The 19074-nt window shown below is 61.3% G+C and carries 19 protein-coding genes; 12 read left to right on the plus strand and 7 right to left on the minus strand.

Translation table 11 applies throughout. The annotated features are described in order from the left end of the window. Nucleotides 1-56: 56 nt before the first annotated feature. Together NA647_RS08375 and pilT are read right to left on the minus strand one after the other, a co-directional pair. Nucleotides 57-1202, minus strand: a complete 1146-nt coding sequence (locus NA647_RS08375; protein WP_256057263.1) for a PilT/PilU family type 4a pilus ATPase — start codon at nucleotides 1200-1202, stop codon at nucleotides 57-59. Between the two features lie 80 nt (nucleotides 1203-1282). After that, a complete protein-coding gene (gene pilT, locus NA647_RS08380) occupies nucleotides 1283-2317 on the minus strand; it encodes a type IV pilus twitching motility protein PilT (RefSeq protein WP_014851216.1) in 1035 nt (344 codons plus the stop codon). Between the two features lie 66 nt (nucleotides 2318-2383). Between pilT and NA647_RS08385 the strand changes: the two genes are divergently transcribed. The 10 genes from NA647_RS08385 (at nucleotide 2384) to NA647_RS08430 (ending at nucleotide 11029) form a co-directional block, all read left to right on the plus strand. After that, the gene (locus NA647_RS08385; protein WP_256057264.1) at nucleotides 2384-3097 is read left to right on the plus strand and encodes a YggS family pyridoxal phosphate-dependent enzyme; all 714 of its coding nucleotides are present in this window, start codon (nucleotides 2384-2386) and stop codon (nucleotides 3095-3097) included. Nucleotides 3098-3109: 12 nt separating this feature from the next. Continuing rightward, nucleotides 3110-3937, plus strand: a complete 828-nt coding sequence (gene proC, locus NA647_RS08390) for a pyrroline-5-carboxylate reductase (RefSeq protein ID WP_256057265.1) — start codon at nucleotides 3110-3112, stop codon at nucleotides 3935-3937. Nucleotides 3938-3946: 9 nt separating this feature from the next. Next, nucleotides 3947-4537, plus strand: a complete 591-nt coding sequence (locus NA647_RS08395) for a YggT family protein (RefSeq protein WP_256057266.1) — start codon at nucleotides 3947-3949, stop codon at nucleotides 4535-4537. Nucleotides 4538-4656: 119 nt separating this feature from the next. Continuing rightward, nucleotides 4657-6618: a dynamin-like GTPase family protein gene (locus tag NA647_RS08400; RefSeq protein WP_256057267.1), complete on the plus strand. Its 1962-nt coding sequence runs from the start codon at nucleotides 4657-4659 to the stop codon at nucleotides 6616-6618. 79 nt (nucleotides 6619-6697) lie between these two features. Further along, nucleotides 6698-7837: a homoserine O-succinyltransferase MetX gene (gene metX / locus NA647_RS08405; protein ID WP_256057268.1), complete on the plus strand. Its 1140-nt coding sequence runs from the start codon at nucleotides 6698-6700 to the stop codon at nucleotides 7835-7837. A gap of 9 nt (nucleotides 7838-7846) precedes the next feature. After that, nucleotides 7847-8446, plus strand: coding sequence for a methionine biosynthesis protein MetW (gene metW, locus NA647_RS08410; RefSeq protein ID WP_256057269.1), 600 nt, complete (start codon nucleotides 7847-7849; stop codon nucleotides 8444-8446). 26 nt (nucleotides 8447-8472) lie between these two features. Then, nucleotides 8473-8895 carry a DUF4426 domain-containing protein gene (locus tag NA647_RS08415; protein WP_256057270.1) on the plus strand — a complete coding sequence of 141 codons (423 nt, stop codon included), beginning with the start codon at nucleotides 8473-8475 and terminating at the stop codon, nucleotides 8893-8895. Next, nucleotides 8892-9488: an RdgB/HAM1 family non-canonical purine NTP pyrophosphatase gene (gene rdgB, locus NA647_RS08420; protein ID WP_256057271.1), complete on the plus strand. Its 597-nt coding sequence runs from the start codon at nucleotides 8892-8894 to the stop codon at nucleotides 9486-9488. Before NA647_RS08415 ends, rdgB begins: the two co-directional genes overlap by 4 nt. Continuing rightward, on the plus strand, nucleotides 9485-10696 hold the full coding sequence (gene hemW / locus NA647_RS08425; RefSeq protein WP_256057272.1) for a radical SAM family heme chaperone HemW: 1212 nt from the start codon (nucleotides 9485-9487) through the stop codon (nucleotides 10694-10696). Before rdgB ends, hemW begins: the two co-directional genes overlap by 4 nt. Nucleotides 10697-10705: 9 nt before the next feature. Then, on the plus strand, nucleotides 10706-11029 hold the full coding sequence (locus NA647_RS08430; RefSeq protein ID WP_256047346.1) for a DUF3392 domain-containing protein: 324 nt from the start codon (nucleotides 10706-10708) through the stop codon (nucleotides 11027-11029). Between the two features lie 631 nt (nucleotides 11030-11660). Here NA647_RS08430 and NA647_RS08435 read toward each other — a convergent pair. The 5 genes from NA647_RS08435 to NA647_RS08455 all read right to left on the minus strand — a co-directional run bounded on the left by NA647_RS08435 (nucleotide 11661) and on the right by NA647_RS08455 (nucleotide 15478). Next, nucleotides 11661-12998: a DUF1329 domain-containing protein gene (locus NA647_RS08435; RefSeq protein WP_256057273.1), complete on the minus strand. Its 1338-nt coding sequence runs from the start codon at nucleotides 12996-12998 to the stop codon at nucleotides 11661-11663. A gap of 156 nt (nucleotides 12999-13154) precedes the next feature. Further along, entirely contained in the window at nucleotides 13155-13865 is a 711-nt protein-coding gene (gene trmB, locus NA647_RS08440) for a tRNA (guanosine(46)-N7)-methyltransferase TrmB (RefSeq protein ID WP_272889605.1), read from the minus strand. 60 nt (nucleotides 13866-13925) lie between these two features. Beyond that, nucleotides 13926-14720 (minus strand): thiazole synthase, encoded by a 795-nt coding sequence (locus NA647_RS08445; RefSeq protein WP_256047344.1) that lies wholly within the window; start codon nucleotides 14718-14720, stop codon nucleotides 13926-13928. Nucleotides 14721-14800: 80 nt separating this feature from the next. Next, nucleotides 14801-15001 carry a sulfur carrier protein ThiS gene (thiS, locus tag NA647_RS08450; RefSeq protein WP_222909791.1) on the minus strand — a complete coding sequence of 67 codons (201 nt, stop codon included), beginning with the start codon at nucleotides 14999-15001 and terminating at the stop codon, nucleotides 14801-14803. 102 nt (nucleotides 15002-15103) lie between these two features. Continuing rightward, nucleotides 15104-15478 (minus strand): DUF423 domain-containing protein, encoded by a 375-nt coding sequence (locus tag NA647_RS08455; protein ID WP_256057274.1) that lies wholly within the window; start codon nucleotides 15476-15478, stop codon nucleotides 15104-15106. 71 nt (nucleotides 15479-15549) lie between these two features. Between NA647_RS08455 and mtgA the strand changes: the two genes are divergently transcribed. Together mtgA and NA647_RS08465 are read left to right on the plus strand one after the other, a co-directional pair. Continuing rightward, the gene (mtgA, locus tag NA647_RS08460) at nucleotides 15550-16263 is read left to right on the plus strand and encodes a monofunctional biosynthetic peptidoglycan transglycosylase (RefSeq protein ID WP_256057303.1); all 714 of its coding nucleotides are present in this window, start codon (nucleotides 15550-15552) and stop codon (nucleotides 16261-16263) included. Nucleotides 16264-16442: 179 nt separating this feature from the next. Beyond that, entirely contained in the window at nucleotides 16443-19004 is a 2562-nt protein-coding gene (locus NA647_RS08465; RefSeq protein ID WP_256057275.1) for a hybrid sensor histidine kinase/response regulator, read from the plus strand. Nucleotides 19005-19074: the final 70 nt, after the last annotated feature.

Here is a 19074-nt window from a genome sequence, read left to right on the forward strand (position 1 = left end):
TCTTCGGCTGCTTCTACCCCGTCTTGCCTGCCTCGCTTACGTTTTCGCAGCGATTTCTAGCGAAAGCTGCGCCCCGGATCGTCGTCGCTGACCTCCAACGTCAATCCATGGGATACGCTGCTCAGGTGTTCACCATCGGTTTCCGAGCCCAGCTTGATCATCAGGCGCAGGTCGTTGGACGAGTCGGCGTGCAGCAAAGCGTCTTCATAGGTGATCTCGCCTTGCACATAGAGGTTGTAAAGCGCCTGATCGAAGGTCTGCATGCCCAGATCGGTGGAGCGCTTCATCAGGCCCTTGAGCTCGTGTACCTCGCCCTTGCGGATCAGATCGGCGGCCAGCGGGGTGTTGATCAGCACTTCGATGACCGCGCGGCGCCCCTTGCCATCGGGCGTCGGGATCAATTGCTGAGCGACGATGGCTTTCAGGTTCAGCGACAGATCCATCCAGACTTGCTGCTGACGGTCGGCGGGGAAGAAGTTGATGATCCGGTCCAACGCCTGGTTGGCGTTGTTAGCGTGCAGCGTGGCCAGGCAGAGATGTCCGGTTTCGGCGAAGGCGACGGCATAATCCATGGTCTCGCGGGTCCGTACCTCACCGATGAGGATCACGTCGGGCGCCTGTCGCAGGGTGTTCTTCAATGCTACACCGAAAGAATCGGTATCGATGCCGACTTCACGCTGGGTGACGATGCAGCTCTGATGTTGGTGGATGAATTCGATCGGGTCTTCGATGGAAATGATGTGGCCGCTGGAGTTCTTGTTGCGGTAGCCGATCATCGCCGCCAGCGAAGTGGACTTACCGGTGCCGGTGGCGCCGACGAAGAGCACGAGGCCGCGCTTGGTCATGGCCAGCTTCTTCAATACTTCCGGCAGCTTCAGATCTTCGAGCGTCGGGATATTCGTCTCGATGCGGCGCAGCACCATCCCCGCCAGGTTGCGCTGATAGAAGGCACTGACGCGGAAACGACCGATGCCCCGCGCACTGATGGCGAAATTGCATTCATGATTTTCGGCGAACTCGCGGCGCTGCTGCTCGTTCATGACCGCATGCACGGTTTCGCGAGTCATCTCAGGCGACATCGGCGTCTTGTTCACAGGCATGATCTTGCCGTTGACCTTCATCGAAGGCGGCACACCAGCGGTAATGAACAGATCGGAGCCGCCCTTTTCCACCATCAGGCGCAACAGTTTCTCGAATTCCATTGTCGTTCTCGTATTCGTCGGGCGAAACCGCATTGAAGCAATTCGGCGGTCGGCGTTTATGGCCGAACCGCCTATGAAGATTAGAAGTTTTCCGGCTGCTTGGCCTTTTCCTTGGCGCTGTCACGCGAGATCAGCCCTTTTGCCAGCAGCCCCTTGAGGCAGGAGTCGAGCGTCTGCATACCCAGCGAACCGCCGGTCTGGATCGAGGAATACATCTGCGCCACCTTGTCCTCACGAATCAGGTTCCGGATCGCCGGCGTGCCGATCATGATTTCGTGGGCGGCCACCCGACCGCCACCGACCTTCTTCAGCAGCGTCTGGGAAATCACCGCCTGCAGCGACTCGGAAAGCATCGAGCGGACCATCGATTTCTCTTCCGCCGGGAACACGTCAACTACGCGGTCGATGGTCTTGGCCGCCGAGGTGGTGTGCAGGGTACCGAACACCAGATGCCCGGTTTCCGCGGCGGTCAATGCCAGGCGGATGGTTTCCAGGTCGCGCATTTCACCGACCAGGATGATGTCCGGGTCTTCCCGCAGCGCCGAGCGTAGCGCCTCGGAGAAGCCGAGCGTGTCGCGATGCACTTCGCGCTGGTTGACCAGACACTTCTTCGATTCGTGAACGAATTCGATCGGGTCTTCGATAGTGAGAATGTGGTGATATTTGGTGTTATTCAGGTAATCGAGCATCGCCGCCAGAGTGGTCGACTTCCCCGAACCGGTCGGCCCGGTGACCAGCACCAGTCCGCGCGGCACATCGGTAATCTTGCGGAAGACCTCGCCCATGCCGAGATCCTCCATGGTCAACACCTTGGAGGGAATGGTCCGAAATACCGCGCCGGCGCCCCGGTTCTGGTTGAAGGCGTTGACCCGGAAGCGTGCCACGCCTGGCACTTCGAACGAGAAGTCGGTCTCGAGGAATTCCTCGAAATCCTTGCGCTGCTTGTCGTTCATGATGTCGTAGATCAGCGCGTGTACCTGCTTGTGGTCCATCGCGGGCAGATTGATGCGGCGCACGTCTCCGTCGACGCGGATCATCGGCGGCAAGCCGGACGAAAGGTGCAAATCCGACGCACCCTGCTTGGCACTGAAGGCCAGCAGCTCTGTGATATCCATGGGACTCCCCAATTACAAGCAAGCAGGTAGAATGCCGCGCAGACCCTAAGGTGGCAGGCGCAGGTAATGTCCACGATAGCGAACAATATTGCAAAGGTCGCAACGCGCATCCGTGAGGCGGCGCAAGCTGTAGCGCGCGATCCCGACGAGGTGCGTCTGTTGGCAGTGAGCAAGACGCAATCGGCCGAGGCCATCCGCCAGGCGTGCGACGCCGGGCTGCGCGATTTTGGCGAAAACTACCTGCAGGAAGCCTTGCAGAAACAGGCCGAGCTAGCCGAGCTTCCTCTCACCTGGCACTTCATTGGTCCGATTCAATCGAACAAGACCAAGCAGATCGCCGAACACTTCGACTGGATCCACTCGGTGGATCGGCTGAAAATCGCGCAGCGTCTCTCCGACCAGCGCCCCGAGTCGCTGCCGCCCCTGAACATCTGCCTGCAAGTTAACGTCAGCGGCGAAGCCAGCAAGTCCGGCTGCGAACCGCAGGCCGTGTCGGAGCTGGCCCACGCCATTGCCGCCCTGCCTCGTCTGCGTTTGCGCGGACTGATGGCCATCCCCGAGCCGACTGAAGACCCGGCCGAGCAACGCGCCGCTTTCGCCCGCCTGCGTCAGTTGCAGAACGAACTCGACCTCGGTCTCGACACCTTCTCCATGGGCATGAGCCATGACATGGAGGCTGCCATCGCCGAAGGCGCCACCTGGGTCCGCATCGGCACCGCCCTGTTCGGCGCCCGCGCTTATCCGTCGCAGACAGCTACGGATGCCCCTCCGCATGAATAAAGGAACCCACGCATGAGCACACCCCGTATCGCCTTCATCGGCGCCGGCAACATGGCCGCCAGCCTGATCGGCGGACTGCGTGCCCAGGGCATTCCAGCCGCATCCATTTGCGCCAGCGACCCCGGCGCCGACAAACGTGACGAGTTGAACGCGACCCACGGCGTCGAGACTTTTGCCGATAACGGTCAGGCGCTGGCTGGAGCCGATGTCATCGTGCTCGCCGTCAAGCCGCAGGTGATGCAGGCTGTCTGTCGCGACTTGGCCTCGCACCTGCATTCGAACCAGCTAATCGTGTCGATTGCCGCCGGCATCAATTGCGCAAGCCTGCAAACATGGCTCGGCGAGCAAACACCACGGGCCATCGTGCGCTGCATGCCGAATACGCCGTCGCTGCTGCGTCAGGGCGTTAGCGGCCTTTATGCCAACGCGCAGGTCAACGATGCACAACGGCAACAGGCCGAGCAGTTATTGTCGGCGGTGGGTCTGGCACTCTGGCTGGATAAGGAAGAACTGATCGACGCCGTGACCGCGGTTTCCGGCAGCGGCCCGGCCTATTTCTTTTTGCTGATCGAAGCCATGACCGCCGCTGGTGAAGAGCTGGGCCTACCTCGCGCCACGGCGGCTCAGCTGACCATGCACACCGCACTCGGCGCCGCGCGGATGGCCTGCGAAAGCGACGTCGAAGCGGCTGAATTGCGGCGCAGGGTCACTTCACCGAACGGAACCACCGAAGCGGCGATCCAAGCATTTCAGGCGAGCGGCTTCGAGACCCTGGTACAACAGGCGATGAACGCAGCCGCACGACGCTCGGCCGAGCTCGCCGAACAACTGGGCAAATAAGGAGCCTTCATGTCGCAACTCTCGCAAGCCCTGATCCTGATCGTCCAGACGCTCGGCAGCCTTTACCTGCTGATCGTTCTGTTGCGCTTCATTTTGCAGTTGGTCCGAGCTGATTTCTACAATCCACTGAGCCAGTTCATCGTGCGCGCTACGCACCCGCTGCTGAAGCCTTTACGCCGGGTGATCCCCAGCGTCGGCGGGCTCGACCTATCCTCGCTGGTGCTGGCCATCGTGGTTCAAGTTCTGCTGATGGCCGCAGTCCTGATGCTGGCCTACGGCACTATCGGTAACCCGCTGCAGCTGCTGGTTTGGGCGATCATTGGCGTCACCGGACTGTTTCTCAACATATTCTTCTACGCCATGATCATCAGCGTGATCCTGTCCTGGGTAGCGCCCGGCAGCCACAACCCCGGCGCGCAACTGGTCAGCCAGATCGTCGAACCGGCGCTCGCCCCCTTCCGCCGCCTGCTGCCCAACCTCGGCGGCTTGGATATTTCGCCAATTTTCGCGTTTCTCGCGATTAAGCTGATCGACATGCTAGTAATCAACAACCTGGCGATGATGACGCATATGCCCAACATTCTCCGCTCGCTGATCTGAGGCGCAACCGCTCAATCGCCTCATACGGCCTTTGAGCGTCAGTTCACAGCGGCTCGATTGACCTATACCGGCCTGCTGGGATAATCGCCAGATCACGACTTTCTGGAAGCACGACGATCATGGAACGACTCGACCGACAGGTGGATGCTTACGTCAACTGGAAGCGCGATCTGGTCCGCGAGATCACTCGCTACCGCACTTGGCTCGCTCACAACCGCCTCACCTCGGAGGCGGTCGACTCCAGATTGGAGCGTGCGCTGAAGCTGCTGCGCACCGACCACATCACCTTGGCCTTCGTCGGCGAGTTCTCTCGCGGCAAGACCGAGCTGATCAACAGTCTGTTTTTCTCGGGATACGGCCAGCGCATCCTGCCTTCGCGTGCCGGCCGTACCACCATGTGCCCGACCGAGTTGTTCTTCGATCCACGCGCGGAGCGGTCCTATATCCGCCTGCTGCCGATCGAGTCGCGCCTGGACGATAACAGCATCGCCCAGCTCAAGCGTACGCCGCGCTTCTGGCAAAGTATTGCACTGGATCCGGACGACCCGGACGCCATGGTGGAAGCGTTCAGCCAGGTCGCCTCGACCAAATCGATGCCCGTCGAGCACGCCATTCAGCTCGGCTTCCATCCTAACTCACTGGAGGACTCGGAGGTTGCCGGCGAAGTGATGGTGCCGGCCTGGCGGCACGCCATGGTCAACTTCGACCATCCGCTGTTGCGCCAAGGTTTGCGCATTCTCGATACCCCGGGCCTCAATGCCCTGGGCAGCGAGCCAGAACTCACCCTGTCGATGCTGCCGAATGCGCAGGCCGTGATCTTTCTGCTGTCGGCCGACGCAGGCGTCACCGCCAGCGATATGGGTATCTGGCAGCAGCACATCAGTCAGCTCGATGACAGCAAGCGCAATCGCCTGTTCGCCGTGCTCAACAAAATTGACATCCTCTGGGACGACGTCTCCGGCAACACCTTCGTCGAGGATGCGATTCGGCAGATACAGATCAGCACCGCCCAGCAACTGGGTATCGCTGTTGAGGACGTGCTACCACTCTCGGCCAAGCAGGCGCTGCTGGCCAAGATCCGCGACGACCAGGCATTGCTGGAGCGCAGCCGGCTAGCGACGCTGGAGCACTTACTCTGCGAACGTATCCTCGCGCAAAAGGAGCACCTGCTGGAGCAGCAAGTGGTCCGTCAGGTCCTCGCCCTGCTGCATAACAGCCAGCAGATACTGACCCAGCGCCTGGCCAAAGTTCGCGAACAGAGCGAACTGCTCGACAATCATCGTCAGGATAACGGTCAGCTCCTCCTGGAACTCACCGCCCGTACCCGTCACGACCATAACCAGCACCACAAACGCCTGCTCCAGCTGAAGACCAACCAGCACTTGCTGCAACGTCAAGGCGACTTGTTACGCGGCACCGTGCGCGCGGAGCGCCTGGAAGAACACCTGGCACGCCTGCGCCGCAGCCTGACCGGTAGCCTGACGACCCTCGGTATCAATCTCAGCATCCTGCACTTCTTCCGCTCGGTGGAGCAGGACCTGAGCGCCCTTGAGCAGGAAGCTGCGCTGGCGAACAAAATGGTGACGGCGATCTATCGCCGTCACAACGAGGCAAACCCGCTGCATGGTCTGGATGCCCCACTGTTCCGCCTGGCCCCTTATCAGCAGGAGCTGAAGGGCTTACAGAACAAGGCCGATCAGTTCCGCCTGCAACTCAAGACGCTGCTCACCGAACAGCGCACCCTGACGCGACGCTTCTTTGCCACGCTGGTGCAGGAGGTTATCGGGCTGCACCAACGCCTGCGCCAAGAGGCCGAACACTGGGCTAGCGAAGCCCTGATGCCGCTGATGCAACACTCGCTGGAACATAAGCAACAGCTCGAAGCCCACATGCTGCGCCTCAAGAGCCTGGCACAGGACGGCCAGCAGGCCAGCCAGCGTGGTCGACTGCTCGCACGGTACATCCTCGAGCTGGAGCAGCAACTGGCCCAGGCGGCAGAGATGTTGCGATTGCTGCGCCGCCCGGCGCCGATCAGACGCCAGAGCAAGGTCGTCAGCCTGACCAGCGCCATTCCGGGTTGAGTGGCGTTGCGATTGAGGATGAATTGAAGCGCGCTTACCTTTAGACTTTGCCGCCTTCTTTTCGCAAGAGCCAGGCTCGATGCCCACTGACATACCAGCCGATTCCGTTGGTCTGGTGAGCCCGCAGGTCGCGCATTTCGCCGAACCACTGGTGCTCGCTTGCGGCCGCACCTTGGCCGATTACCAACTGATCTACGAAACCTACGGTGAACTGAACGCCGCGCGCAGCAATGCCGTACTGATCTGCCATGCCCTCTCCGGCCATCACCACGCCGCCGGTTACCACAGCGTGGACGATCGCAAGCCGGGCTGGTGGGATTCATGCATCGGGCCCGGCAAGGCCATCGACACCAATCGCTTCTTTGTCGTCAGCCTGAACAACCTCGGCGGTTGCAACGGTTCGACGGGGCCGAGCAGCCCCAATCCGCTGAGCGGCAAGCCCTACGGCGCCGATTTCCCGGTAGTGACCGTGGAGGACTGGGTCAACAGTCAGGCGCGCCTGGCCGATGTGCTGGGCGTCGAGCAATGGGCCGCGGTGGTCGGCGGCAGCCTCGGCGGCATGCAGGCGCTGCAGTGGAGCATCAGCTACCCCAAGCGGATTCGTCACTGCGTGGCGATCGCCTCGGCACCCAAGCTGTCCGCACAGAACATCGCGTTCAATGAAGTGGCGCGTCAGGCCATCCTCTCCGACCCGGAGTTTCACGGTGGCCATTTTCAGGAACAGAACGTGATTCCCAAGCGTGGGCTGATGCTGGCGCGCATGGTCGGCCACATCACTTACCTATCCGATGACGCCATGGGCACCAAGTTCGGGCGCGGGCTCAAGAGCGAAAAGCTCAACTACGACTTCAACAGTGTGGAATTCCAGGTCGAGAGCTACCTGCGCTACCAAGGCGAGGAATTCTCGGGCCGATTCGATGCCAACACCTACCTGCTGATGACCAAGGCGCTGGATTACTTCGATCCGGCCGCCGCGCATGATGATGATTTGGCTGCGACGTTGTCAGGCGCCCAGGCCGATTTCTGCGTGATGTCCTTCACCACCGACTGGCGCTTCTCGCCGGAACGCTCGCAGGAAATTGTCAACGCCCTGATGGCGGCACGCAAGAACGTCTGTTATCTGGAAATCGACGCACCGCAAGGCCATGACGCGTTTCTGATTCCGATCCCACGTTATCTGCAAGCCTTCCGCGGTTACATGAACCGCATCGCCGTATAAGGAACCGACATGCGCGCCGATCTGGAAATCATCCAAGACTGGATTCCCGCCGGAAGCCGGGTGCTTGACCTCGGCTGCGGCAACGGCGACCTGCTGGCCTGGCTGCGCGACCACAAGCAGGTCAGCGGCTATGGCCTGGAAATCGACCCGGACAACATCGCCGCCTGCGTTGAGAAAGGCGTAAACGTCATCGAACAGGACCTCGACAAAGGCCTGGGCAACTTCGCCAGCGACAGCTTCGACATGGTGGTGATGACCCAGGCCCTGCAAGCCGTTCATTATCCCGACGTGCTGATGAAGGAAATGCTGCGCGTGGGTCGCGAGTGCATCATCACCTTCCCCAACTTCGGCCACTGGCGTTGCCGCTGGTATCTGGCAAGCAAGGGGCGCATGCCGGTCTCGGAGTTCCTGCCGTACACCTGGTACAACACGCCCAACATCCACTTCTGCACCTTCGAGGATTTCGAGCGACTGTGTCAGGAGCGCGGCGCGCGAGTCCTCGAACGACTCGCGGTCGACCGTCACCACAAGCATGGCTGGGGCAGCCGCCTGTGGCCGAACCTGATCGGCGAAATCGGTATTTACCGTGTCACCGGACCGAACAGATGACCCGCTTCAATGATGGAGGGAACACCATGAAACGCAGCCTCATCGGCCTGCTGGCCCTGCTGCTGACGTTACCGGCCTGGGCCGAGCGCAAGCACAGCTTTGGCGAATACGACATTCACCACATCGCCTTCAATTCCGGCTTCCTGCAGCCGGACATCGCGGCGGCGGCCGGCCTGGTGCGCAGCAAAACCCAAGGTGTGGTCAATATCTCGGTGCTCAAGACCGGCAAGCCGACAATGGCGCTGGTCAGCGGCACGGTCAAGAACCTCCTGGGCCAGGACCGGCCACTGACGTTCAAGCAACTCAAAGAAGGTGACGAAGCCATCTACTACCTGGCCCAGTTCCCATTCGACTCGCGCGAGACGCTGCGCTTCGCCCTGACCGTGCAGCCCATGGGGGCCGACCCGATCAGCTTTACCTTCAACCAAGAATTCTTCCCTGACGAATGATGCCCTTCAAAGAACTGGTGCTGGCCAGCCACAATGCCGGCAAACTCAAAGAACTCCAGGCCATGCTGGGCGACGCCGTGCGCGTGCATTCGGTGGGCGAATTCAGCGATGTGGAACCGGAAGAAACCGGCCTGTCGTTCATCGAGAACGCCATCCTCAAGGCGCGCAACGCCGCACGGGTGTCCGGCCTGCCGGCGCTGGCCGACGACTCGGGCCTTGCAGTCGATCATCTCGGCGGCGCACCGGGTATCTACTCGGCGCGCTATGCCGACGGTCAGGGCGATGCGGCAAACAATGCCAAATTGCTGGACGCCCTGAAAGAGGTCCCTGACGCCGAGCGCGGCGCACAGTTCGTCTGTGCCTTGGCGCTGGTCAGGCATGCCGACGACCCGCTGCCAATCATCTGCGAAGGCCTCTGGCATGGCCGCATCCTGCATGAAGCGCGTGGCGAGCAGGGCTTCGGCTACGACCCGCTGTTCTGGGTGCCCGAACGCCACTGCTCCAGCGCTGAACTGACGCCCCTCGACAAGAACCGGCTCAGCCACCGCGCACGGGCCATGGCGTCGCTCAAAGCGCGGCTGGGAATTGAATGAGCGGAGCTGGAAGTTCAAAGCTGGAAGCTGGAAGCCGACGCACGGATAACTCCCAGCTTTCAGCTTCCAGCTTCGAGTTGCCGCCCTTGGCGGCCTACATCCATATCCCCTGGTGCGTGCGCAAGTGCCCGTACTGCGACTTCAACTCCCACGCTGCCGGGCCGCAGTTGCCCGAGGATGAATATGTCGCGGCGCTGCTAGCCGATCTCGAGGAGGATTTCGATCAGGTCCAAGGCCGGCGACTCAGCTCGATCTTCTTCGGCGGAGGCACGCCCAGCCTGTTTTCCGCCCAGGCGCTGGGCAGGATTCTCGAAGGGCTGGAGCATCGCGTCGGCTTTGCCGAGGACATCGAAATTACCCTGGAAGCTAACCCGGGCACCTTCGAGCAGGCCAAGTTTCGCGATTACCGCCGTCTCGGGATCAATCGCCTTTCCATCGGTGTACAGAGCTTCCAGCCCGCCAAGTTGAAGGCCCTGGGTCGCATCCATGATGGCGACGAAGCCATCCGTGCCGCCGACATGGCGCGCGCCGCCGGTTTCGACAACTTCAACCTGGACCTGATGCATGGCTTGCCCGAGCAGAGTCTGGAAGATGCCCTGAGCGACCTGCGCACCGCCATTGCCCAACAGCCGACGCACCTGTCCTGGTACCAGCTCACCGTCGAGCCGAACACCGAATTCTGGAGCAGACCGCCGCAACTGCCCGAGGACGATACCCTCTGGGACATCCAGGAAGCTGGCCAGGCGCTGCTCGCCGAACAGGGCTACGCCCAATACGAAACCTCAGCCTACGCCCAACCCGGACGCCAGGCGCGGCACAACCTCAACTACTGGACCTTCGGTGACTTCCTCGGCCTCGGCGCGGGCGCCCACGGTAAGATCAGCCGGCCCGACGGGCGCATCCTGCGCAGCTGGAAAACCCGCCTGCCTAAGGACTATCTGGACCCGGCCAAACGCCTTCGTGCTGGTGAAAAGCAGCTGAAGGCCGAGGAGTTGCCCTTCGAATTCCTGATGAATGTGCTGCGCCTCACTGACGGCGCGCCCGCCCTGTTGTTCACTCAGCGCACCGGTTTACCGCTGGGGCAGCTCGCCGAAGCCCGCCGCGAAGCCGAAGCCCGCAGCCTGCTGGTCGCTGACTCGCAGCGCCTAGTAGCGACGACCAAAGGCCAGCTGTTTCTCAACGACCTGCTGCAACTCTTTCTGCCCTAAGGACCCTTGATGGATCTTGTACTCGACCTAATCGCCACCCTCTCGCGCTGGAGCCGCGGTCATCTGTTCGATATTTCCTTGGCGATCATGGCCACGCTGTTCGTGCTGTTCGGGCCGGCGCTTAACGCCTGGGTGCAGAGGAATATCGGCGGGTTGAATTTCGTTCTGCGGACGTTGGCTTTCGTGGTGTTCTGTGCTGTGGTTTATGGACTCGGCATCATCTATCTGAGTCCTTGGCTGGCCAAGGGGCTGGCGCAGTTCAACAATTACACGCTGGCGCCGGTGTTGATTCTGGTGCTGTTCATCATTGGGGTGGTGGCTGATCGGAATTAGGTGTTAGCCGCCACCGGAATTTGCTGAAACACCGTGTTTTCTCAGGCTTATCAAGTTGCCTGAACGCACGGGTTTCGCCCTGCTGGGCGAGTCACTTTTTTTACAGTCGCGGAAAAAGTAACCAAAACCGCTTGCCCCTTCATCCGGCCCTGGGTGCGCCGGGGTTTCCTCGCTCCATCGCTGCTCCGGGGGCCGGCGTACAAGGGGGCCATCCATACCGATGGCGGCCCCGACCCTTTACGCCTCTCGCGGCATCCATGCCGCTCGCTCTCCTACACAGCAACACTCGGCCTTCTAAAAGGGGCGTTTCGTGTTGCCTGACAGTCTGTGCTTCTAAAAGCAAGCCGACCTCAAACCAACCTCCAAACGACTCGGACTCCCTTCCCCTCCAGGAGGCCGAGCGAGGAGTGATGGGCCATGGATGGCCCTTCGCGACGCCCCCGGAGCAACGCCTGAGCGAGGGAAGTTTTGCGAAGCAAAACCCGGATGCAGGGGTGGCCTTCTTTTTGGTTACTTTTTCTTGGCCACACAAGAAAAAGTGACGCGCCGTACAAGGCGCAACCCATAGCTCAGCCGGGATAAGCGTTGTGGCCCACGAAAACCCAACGCCTTTAAAAAACCCCTCGTTTTATTAATTCCCCCCTCGCCTCAACGCCGCCGGCGAGAAGTCCCGAGGGCTGAGCCTGACGTCGAAATCGTACATCGGCTCGTTGTTGTCCAATCCGTCTACGAAGTAGTTACCGTCCTTGAGGTGATACAGCGTCTCCAGCGTGCTGGCGAACATCGGTACTTCGTAATAGCTGATCGGATGACTTTCCTGCAGCCCGATCAACTCAGCATTCTCGTCGAACAGATCCACCGCCAGAATCTGCCAGCTATCTTCATCGATGTAGAACCGGCGCTTGTCGTACGGATGGCTGAAGCCCTTGCGCAGGGTCGCTTCGACGATCCATACGCGATGCTGTTCGTAGCGCAGCAGTTCGGGGTTCAGGGTGCGCGCGCCAACGATCGAATCGTAGGGGATGCCTTGTTGGTGAACCGCATAGCTGTTGTACGGCACCAGCATCTCGCGCTTGCCAACCAGCTTCCACTCATAGCGATCCGGCGCACCGTTGAAGGAATCGACCACGTCAGCGGTAGCCAAGCCGCTGGTGTCCGGCTGCAGCGAGTCGTAGGCCAGCGAAGGCAGGCGCCGTACGCGCCGGTCGCTTGGACTGTAACGCCAGGCCTTGCGGATCGCCAGCACCTGATCCAACGGGTCCTGCAGGACCAGCGAGGTGCCGGAGAGCTTCGCAGGCGCGGTGACCCGGTATTTGTAATAGAGCAGCGTGTTGTCCAACTGCGCCTGATCCATACCATCGCGGTTGTAGACGTAGTAAATGTGCCGGTCCCGCTTGATGAGGTTGGCCCTGCCGTTGATCACCACGGCCTGGTTATTGACCATGTGGGTCTGCTCACCTTTGTAGTGCAAGACGTGGTTCCAGATCACTTCCATACCGTCCTGCGGTATCGGGAAGGGGATGCCGGACGCGGCGCCCTTGATTCCGTTGCCGTTGGCGATCAGCTCGGCAGAGACGGCATTGGCACGCGTCTCGTCATAGATACGCTGTGGCGCCGAGGCGCTGCGGCGTGATGGGAACACGCGTAGATGAAAGTCCGGATACCGCTCGACCAGCGCACGGAGGCCTTCCGGCAGCAGTGCGGCATATTCGGCGACATTGCTGCTGTCGACCCGGTAAAGCACCGGATCAGCGGCGAAAGGATCAGGATGGTGCATCCCGGCGGAGTAGCTGTCGGGCGCCTGGACTCCACCGGTCCAGGCCGGAATCGTGCCGGCGGCGTTGGCGGCGCGTTCAGCACCCAGCGGGGTAAGGTCCTGACCCAGTCGGGCGGCCTGGGCCTCGTCCACCTTGGCCTGGGCCTGGCTGGCACAGGCCGCCAGCAGCAGAATTCCGAATTTTCTGTACATCGCTTTGCTCCTTGCTGCGCAACGGGTGCGCCGCATGTAACGGCCTCTGCCAGCAGGCAGGGCTCTCATGAGGTGTTGGGGGAGATCGAGCCTTCCTGGCGTTGCGTTCTTGTCAGTTCTTCCGTGGGCCGTTTGATACGGCTCTAGTATTGGCGGTCAGCCGATGCGTTCGAACTTGAGATCCCAGACTCCATGGCCCAGGCGCTCACCGCGTCGCTCGAACTTGGTTGTCGGGCGCTCCTGTGGGCGCTCGACGTATTGCCCGTTTGCCGCCTGGTTGCGATAGCCAGGCGCGACGCTCATGACTTCGAGCATGTGCTCGGCATAGGCTTGCCAATCGGTTGCCATATGCAGGACGCCACCAACCTTCAGCTTTTGCCGCACCAATTCGGCGAATGCCGGCTGGACGATGCGCCGCTTGTGGTGGCGGCTTTTATGCCAAGGGTCGGGGAAAAACAGCAGTACCCGGTCCAGGGTCGCGTCGGGCACGCATTCACGCAGGACTTCCAGCGCATCGCAACTGTAGACCCGCACGTTATTCAGGTTTTGTGACAGGAGCCCGTTTAGCAGAGCGCCGACGCCCGGCGAATGCACCTCGACCCCAATGAAATCCTGCTCAGGCGCAGCTGCCGCCATTTCCAGTGTCGAGTGGCCCATGCCGAAACCGATTTCAAAGGTGCGTGGCGCCTGACGACCGAAGACCTGGTCGAAATCGCGCGGACCATCGGCCAACTCCAGGCCGAATCGCGGCCAACCCTGGTCCAGACCGCGCTGCTGGCCCTCGGTCATACGACCGGCACGCATCACGAAGCTTTTGATGGTGCGCATGCGCCGTTGGCCGTCGGCCGGGGTAGAAGTGTCACTCATGAACGAACCTGCGGAGAGAAGCCGCGCGATCAGGCAAGTGCGCGGCGGAGTACGGGGGGATTAGCGGATCAGACCTTCCAGGGGCGAAGAGGCGCTGGCATACAGCTTCTTCGGCATGCGTCCGGCCAGATAGGCCAGCCGCCCGGCGTCAATCGCGTACTTCATGGCTTCAGCCATCAGCACCGGATTCTGCGCATGGGCGATGGCGCTGTTCATCAGCACCGCCTCGCAGCCCAGCTCCATGGCGATGGTCGCATCGGACGCCGTACCGACGCCGGCATCGACCAGCACCGGCACCTTGGCTTCCTCGAGGATGATGCGCAGGTTATAGGGGTTGCAGATGCCAAGGCCAGTGCCGATCAGCCCGGCCAGCGGCATCACCGCAATGCAGCCGATCTCAGCCAGTTGGCGCGCGATGATCGGATCGTCGCTGGTGTAAACCATCACATCGAAGCCGTCCTTGACCAGCACTTCGGCAGCCTTGAGGGTTTCGATGACGTTGGGGAACAACGTCTTCTGGTCGGCCAATACTTCCAGCTTGACCAGCTTGTGGCCGTCCAGCAGTTCGCGGGCCAGGCGGCAGGTACGCACGGCCTCGTCGGCGTCATAGCAACCGGCGGTGTTCGGCAGAATTGTGTAGCGATCCGGCGAGATGACGTCGAGCAGATTGGGCTCGCCCGGGTTCTGGCCGATGTTGGTGCGGCGCACCGCGACGGTGACGATCTCAGCGCCGGACGCCTCGATGGCGGCGCGTGTCTCGTCGAGATCCTTGTATTTGCCGGTGCCCACCAGCAAGCGCGACTGATAGGTGCGGCCTGCGAGCGTAAAGGGTTTGTCGTGCGGAACTGGGCTCATGGGACCATCCTGTTCAGACTTAATGAAGCGAGAAATACGCCGCTGCACGGGCGACGTCCGGGAATATCAAGGCGGGCTCGTCAGCCGCCACCAATGGCATGCACGACTTCGACCTGATCACCTTCGACCAAGACCGTCGCGGCATGCTGGCTGCGCGGCACGATGTCGCGATTGAGCTCGACCGCCAACCGACGCCCAGTCAGTTCCAGGCGTTGCAGCAGATCGGCCACCGACTGACCGTCAGGGAGCTCGTAGCGCTCGCCGTTCAACTGAATGTGCATAGTGATCGCCACCATAGCCAAGGGGCCCGCATTCTAGCCCGATCAACCCGGCGCACCAAGGCGCCAAGCGCCGCCATTCATCTGCCATCACAAGGCCGTTTTTCAGCCGCGAAGATTCCAGGCTGCAAGCATCAAGCAGAGCCATCCCGCTAGAAATGCCGTCCCGCCGATAGGCGTGATGATGCCCAGCTTGCTCATGCCAGTCAGTGTCAACAGGTAAAGACTGCCGGAGAACAACAGGACACCGAGCGAGAAAAAACCGCCCGCGGCAGTCAGCAGGCGGCTCGGCGCATGCAGGGCGAGCAGCGCAACCCCGAACAACGCCAGGGCGTGAATCAGCTGGTACTGCACGCCAGTCTGGAATACCGCGAGGTAGTCGGCGCCGAGGCGGGATTTCAAGCCATGCGCGGCGAAGGCGCCCAGCGCCACACCGGTCAGTCCAAAAAAGGCGGCAGTCAGGAGATAGGCGCGAATCATTCGGCAGCTTCCGGTCAGGGTGTATGGCGGTCGCTATAATGCCCGTTCCCTCTGGTTGCGACTATGTCCACATGTTCCGAGCCCTGCTGCGCCGACTCATCAAACTGTTGCTCTGGCTAGCCGCGCTGTCCGTGCTGCTGGTCCTCGTGCTGCGCTGGGTTCCTCCGCCGTTCACCGCGCTCATGTTCGAGCGCAAGCTGGAATCCTGGCGGGAGGGCGGCCAGAGCATCGACTTGCAGCGCACCTGGCGGCCCTGGACTGCTTTGCCGGACAATCTGAAGATGGCGGTCATCGCTGCCGAGGACCAGAAATTCGCTGACCATTGGGGGTTCGATGTCGAAGCGATCCGCTCCGCACTTGCGCATAACGAGCGCGGCGGCTCGCTGCGCGGCGCCAGCACGCTGAGCCAGCAGGTGGCCAAGAATCTGTTTCTCTGGTCCGGGCGAAGCTGGGTGCGCAAGGGCTTCGAGGTCTGGTTCACCGGATGGATCGAGCTGCTGTGGTCGAAAGAGCGAATCCTGGAGATCTATCTGAATAGCGTTGAATGGGGCGACGGAATATTCGGCGCCGAAGCGGCTGCGCAGCATCATTTCGGGATTGGCGCTGCAAATCTCTCAGCCGCCCAGGCCAGCCAGCTGGCCGCCGTGCTGCCCAACCCGCGCGAGTGGAACGCCGGGCGTCCCGGTCCGCACGTCCGGCAGCGTGCCGGCTGGATTCGCCAACAGGTTCGCCAGTTAGGCGGCGGTCACTACCTGGACGGACTGCAAGAGCCAGGCGCACGCTGAGATCCGCCGTCGTGGAAAAGGGCCGCCGAAGCTGGCTGACGGAGCGTTATGGCATGACGCCATCGCAACGGGTAAGCTGCAGCCGACATGTTGCGAGATGCAGGGGAAGGCTGTCAGGTAGACGGGCCCATGCAGTAACCTCTCGCTCGATTCGCCTCTGAACGCACGGCAGCGATAGCATGAGCGCAACCGCAACCGGAAACAGCGCGCCCCTCACCGGGGTGCGGCAATTCTTCAATTGGCGAAACAGCGCTGCCTGGCTTGTTCTGGTGTTCACGCTGCTCGTGCAGCTGGTCATCCTGCAACACTTGCGCAGCAATGAAACGCGCGCTGCCATCACCCAATTCGAGTTTCTGGCGGAAAAGACCGCCGAAGCCATCGGCAAGCGGCTGAGCAACCATGAGCAGATCCTGCTGGGTGCCGCCGCCCTGTTCGACAGCAACGGCGATATTTCACGCGAGCAGTGGCGCCTCTACAACGAACGTCTGCAACTGGCCGAGCGCTATCCTGGCATCCAGGGCGTAGGCTTCGCCAAGGCGGTGCTGCCCGAGCAGCGCGCGGCCCATATTCAAGGCGTTCGTCAGGAAGGTTTCGCCGAGTATGAAATTCATCCGCCAGGGGAGCGGCCGCTTTATACGCCCATCGTCTACCTCGAGCCCTTCGCTGACCGCAACCTCGCCGCATTCGGCTATGACATGTCCTCCGAACCGGTACGCTGGCAGGCCATGTCGACAGCCGCCGAAACGGGACAGACGCGGCTAACCGGAAAGGTCAAGCTGCGGCAGGAAACCCATGGCGAGGTGCAGGCCGGGGTACTGATGTATGTCCCGGTGTACCGTCAGGGTGTCCTCATCGATTCGCCGGAAAAGCGGATGCAGGCGCTGCGTGGATTTGTCTACAGTCCCTATCGGATGGACGACCTGATGCGCGGGATTCTCGGCGTGGCCGATCCGAACATCAGTCTGCGCATCTATGCTGGCCCGCAAGAACAGGCCGAGCAGCTCATTTTTGCCAGCCGCAATCTGCCGCCTGCCGAAGCCTCACGATACAGCCAGACCCTGCGGCTGGACCTGTATGGGCAAACATGGACCCTGAATCTGCAAAGCCTGCCGGAGTTCGATGCCTTCTTTCATGGCAACGATGCGCTGGTGATCGGGCTCGGCCTTGGCTTCAGCGTGCTGTTGTTCTTCCTGACCTCCTCGCTATCGCTCAGACGCAGCCGTGCCGAAGCGCTAGCCCGGCAGATGACCGAACATATCCGCGAGAACAAACGCGCCCTTCAGCTCAGCGAAGAGCGCCTGAGCCTTGCCCTCAAAGGCAGCAACGACGGGCTCTGGGATCTGAATCTGGAGGCCGGCACCTTCTATGCCTCGCCACGCGCCTGGCACATGCTCGGCTATCGTCCCGGCGAACTGCATTCGGATCTGAAGCTTTGGGAAAGGGCCATGGCACCTGACGACCTGCTTCCGGCAAAAAAACGGCTGGCGCAGACCATGCTCTCGGCGGTCGATCACTTCACCACCGAACTGCGTTTCCAGCACAAGAACGGCAAGCTGGTTCCGGTCTTGATCCGGGGCTACATCCAACGCGACCGAAACGGTCAACCGCTGCGCATCAGCGGCACCACGATGGACCTGACCGAACACAAACGCATCGAGCAGATGAAGGACGAATTCGTCTCGACCGTAAGCCATGAGCTGCGCACCCCGCTGACCTCCATCAGCGGCGCCCTAGGCCTGGTGACCGGCGGCGCACTGGGCGACGTTCCACCGGGCATGGTGCAGATGCTGGAGATCGCTCATCGCAACAGCCTGCGCCTGGGTCATCTGATCAACGATCTGCTGGACATGGAAAAGATCACGGCAGGCAAGATGACCTTCGACATGCGCGAGCACTCGCTGTGCCGGCTGCTAGAAGAGGCCCTGGCCAGCAATCAGGCCTTTGCCGCTCATTTCGGCGTGAACTGCGTATTACGCGATGCCCCTAAGGTCAACGTCTGGGTCGATGGATTGCGTCTGCAACAGGTGCTGACCAACTTTCTGTCGAATGCGATCAAATACACCCCGGAAGGAGGCGAAGTAACCCTGCACTGCAATCTGACCGAAGCCGGCCAGGTTCGCATCAATGTCACGGATCAGGGGCCGGGGATCCCACCGAGCTTCCAGAACCGTGTATTCGAGAAGTTCGCCCAGGCAGACGCTTCCGACAGTCGCCAGAGAGGCGGTACCGGCCTAGGGCTCACCATTACCAAGGAATTCATCGAGCGCATGGGCGGCCGGGTCGGCTTCGACACCGAGCAAGGTCAAGGTACAACCTTCTGGTGCGAATTGCCGGTACTCGAATCGGCCACCTCAACAGTGGATCAGGGCCAACCACGGCTGCTGGTAATCGAAGACGAACCGGACACCGGTCGACTGCTGCATCTGATGCTGCGCGATGCCGGTTATGCAGTTGATCGCGTGCAAAGTCTGCACACAGCACGAAGCAAACTCGCCGGTGTACGCTACGAGGCAATGACACTCGACTGGCACCTGCCCGACGGAAGCGGACGCGAGCTGATCGACGAGGTACGCGCCAACCCCAACACGCAGGCCCTGCCGATCATCGTGATAACGGCGGCCAGTCGGTTCGAGCAGAGCGATACAGATACCGGCATCACCTGGCTACACAAACCCATCAGCGCGGCACAGCTGCTGATTGCGGTTACCGACAGCCTGGAGCGCTCGCAACATCGCCCATGAGCCGCGTCAAGGACACGCAAGTACCGGTTCGACAGATATAAAAAAGGCGCTGCAGTTGCAGCGCCTCGGG

The sequence above is a fragment of the Stutzerimonas stutzeri genome (assembly GCF_024448985.1).
GTDB classification, from domain to species: Bacteria; Pseudomonadota; Gammaproteobacteria; order Pseudomonadales; family Pseudomonadaceae; genus Stutzerimonas; species Stutzerimonas stutzeri_AP.

Coding starts and splice junctions, on each gene's coding strand:
- NA647_RS08375 (WP_256057263.1), bottom strand. CDS start 1,202: ATGGAATTCGAGAAACTGTTGCGCCTGATGGTGGAAAAGGGCGGCTCC.
- pilT (WP_014851216.1), bottom strand. CDS start 2,317: ATGGATATCACAGAGCTGCTGGCCTTCAGTGCCAAGCAGGGTGCGTCG.
- NA647_RS08385 (WP_256057264.1), top strand. CDS start 2,384: ATGTCCACGATAGCGAACAATATTGCAAAGGTCGCAACGCGCATCCGT.
- proC (WP_256057265.1), top strand. CDS start 3,110: ATGAGCACACCCCGTATCGCCTTCATCGGCGCCGGCAACATGGCCGCC.
- NA647_RS08395 (WP_256057266.1), top strand. CDS start 3,947: ATGTCGCAACTCTCGCAAGCCCTGATCCTGATCGTCCAGACGCTCGGC.
- NA647_RS08400 (WP_256057267.1), top strand. CDS start 4,657: ATGGAACGACTCGACCGACAGGTGGATGCTTACGTCAACTGGAAGCGC.
- metX (WP_256057268.1), top strand. CDS start 6,698: ATGCCCACTGACATACCAGCCGATTCCGTTGGTCTGGTGAGCCCGCAG.
- metW (WP_256057269.1), top strand. CDS start 7,847: ATGCGCGCCGATCTGGAAATCATCCAAGACTGGATTCCCGCCGGAAGC.
- NA647_RS08415 (WP_256057270.1), top strand. CDS start 8,473: ATGAAACGCAGCCTCATCGGCCTGCTGGCCCTGCTGCTGACGTTACCG.
- rdgB (WP_256057271.1), top strand. CDS start 8,892: ATGATGCCCTTCAAAGAACTGGTGCTGGCCAGCCACAATGCCGGCAAA.
- hemW (WP_256057272.1), top strand. CDS start 9,485: ATGAGCGGAGCTGGAAGTTCAAAGCTGGAAGCTGGAAGCCGACGCACG.
- NA647_RS08430 (WP_256047346.1), top strand. CDS start 10,706: ATGGATCTTGTACTCGACCTAATCGCCACCCTCTCGCGCTGGAGCCGC.
- NA647_RS08435 (WP_256057273.1), bottom strand. CDS start 12,998: ATGTACAGAAAATTCGGAATTCTGCTGCTGGCGGCCTGTGCCAGCCAG.
- trmB (WP_272889605.1), bottom strand. CDS start 13,865: ATGAGTGACACTTCTACCCCGGCCGACGGCCAACGGCGCATGCGCACC.
- NA647_RS08445 (WP_256047344.1), bottom strand. CDS start 14,720: ATGAGCCCAGTTCCGCACGACAAACCCTTTACGCTCGCAGGCCGCACC.
- thiS (WP_222909791.1), bottom strand. CDS start 15,001: ATGCACATTCAGTTGAACGGCGAGCGCTACGAGCTCCCTGACGGTCAG.
- NA647_RS08455 (WP_256057274.1), bottom strand. CDS start 15,478: ATGATTCGCGCCTATCTCCTGACTGCCGCCTTTTTTGGACTGACCGGT.
- mtgA (WP_256057303.1), top strand. CDS start 15,550: ATGTTCCGAGCCCTGCTGCGCCGACTCATCAAACTGTTGCTCTGGCTA.
- NA647_RS08465 (WP_256057275.1), top strand. CDS start 16,443: ATGAGCGCAACCGCAACCGGAAACAGCGCGCCCCTCACCGGGGTGCGG.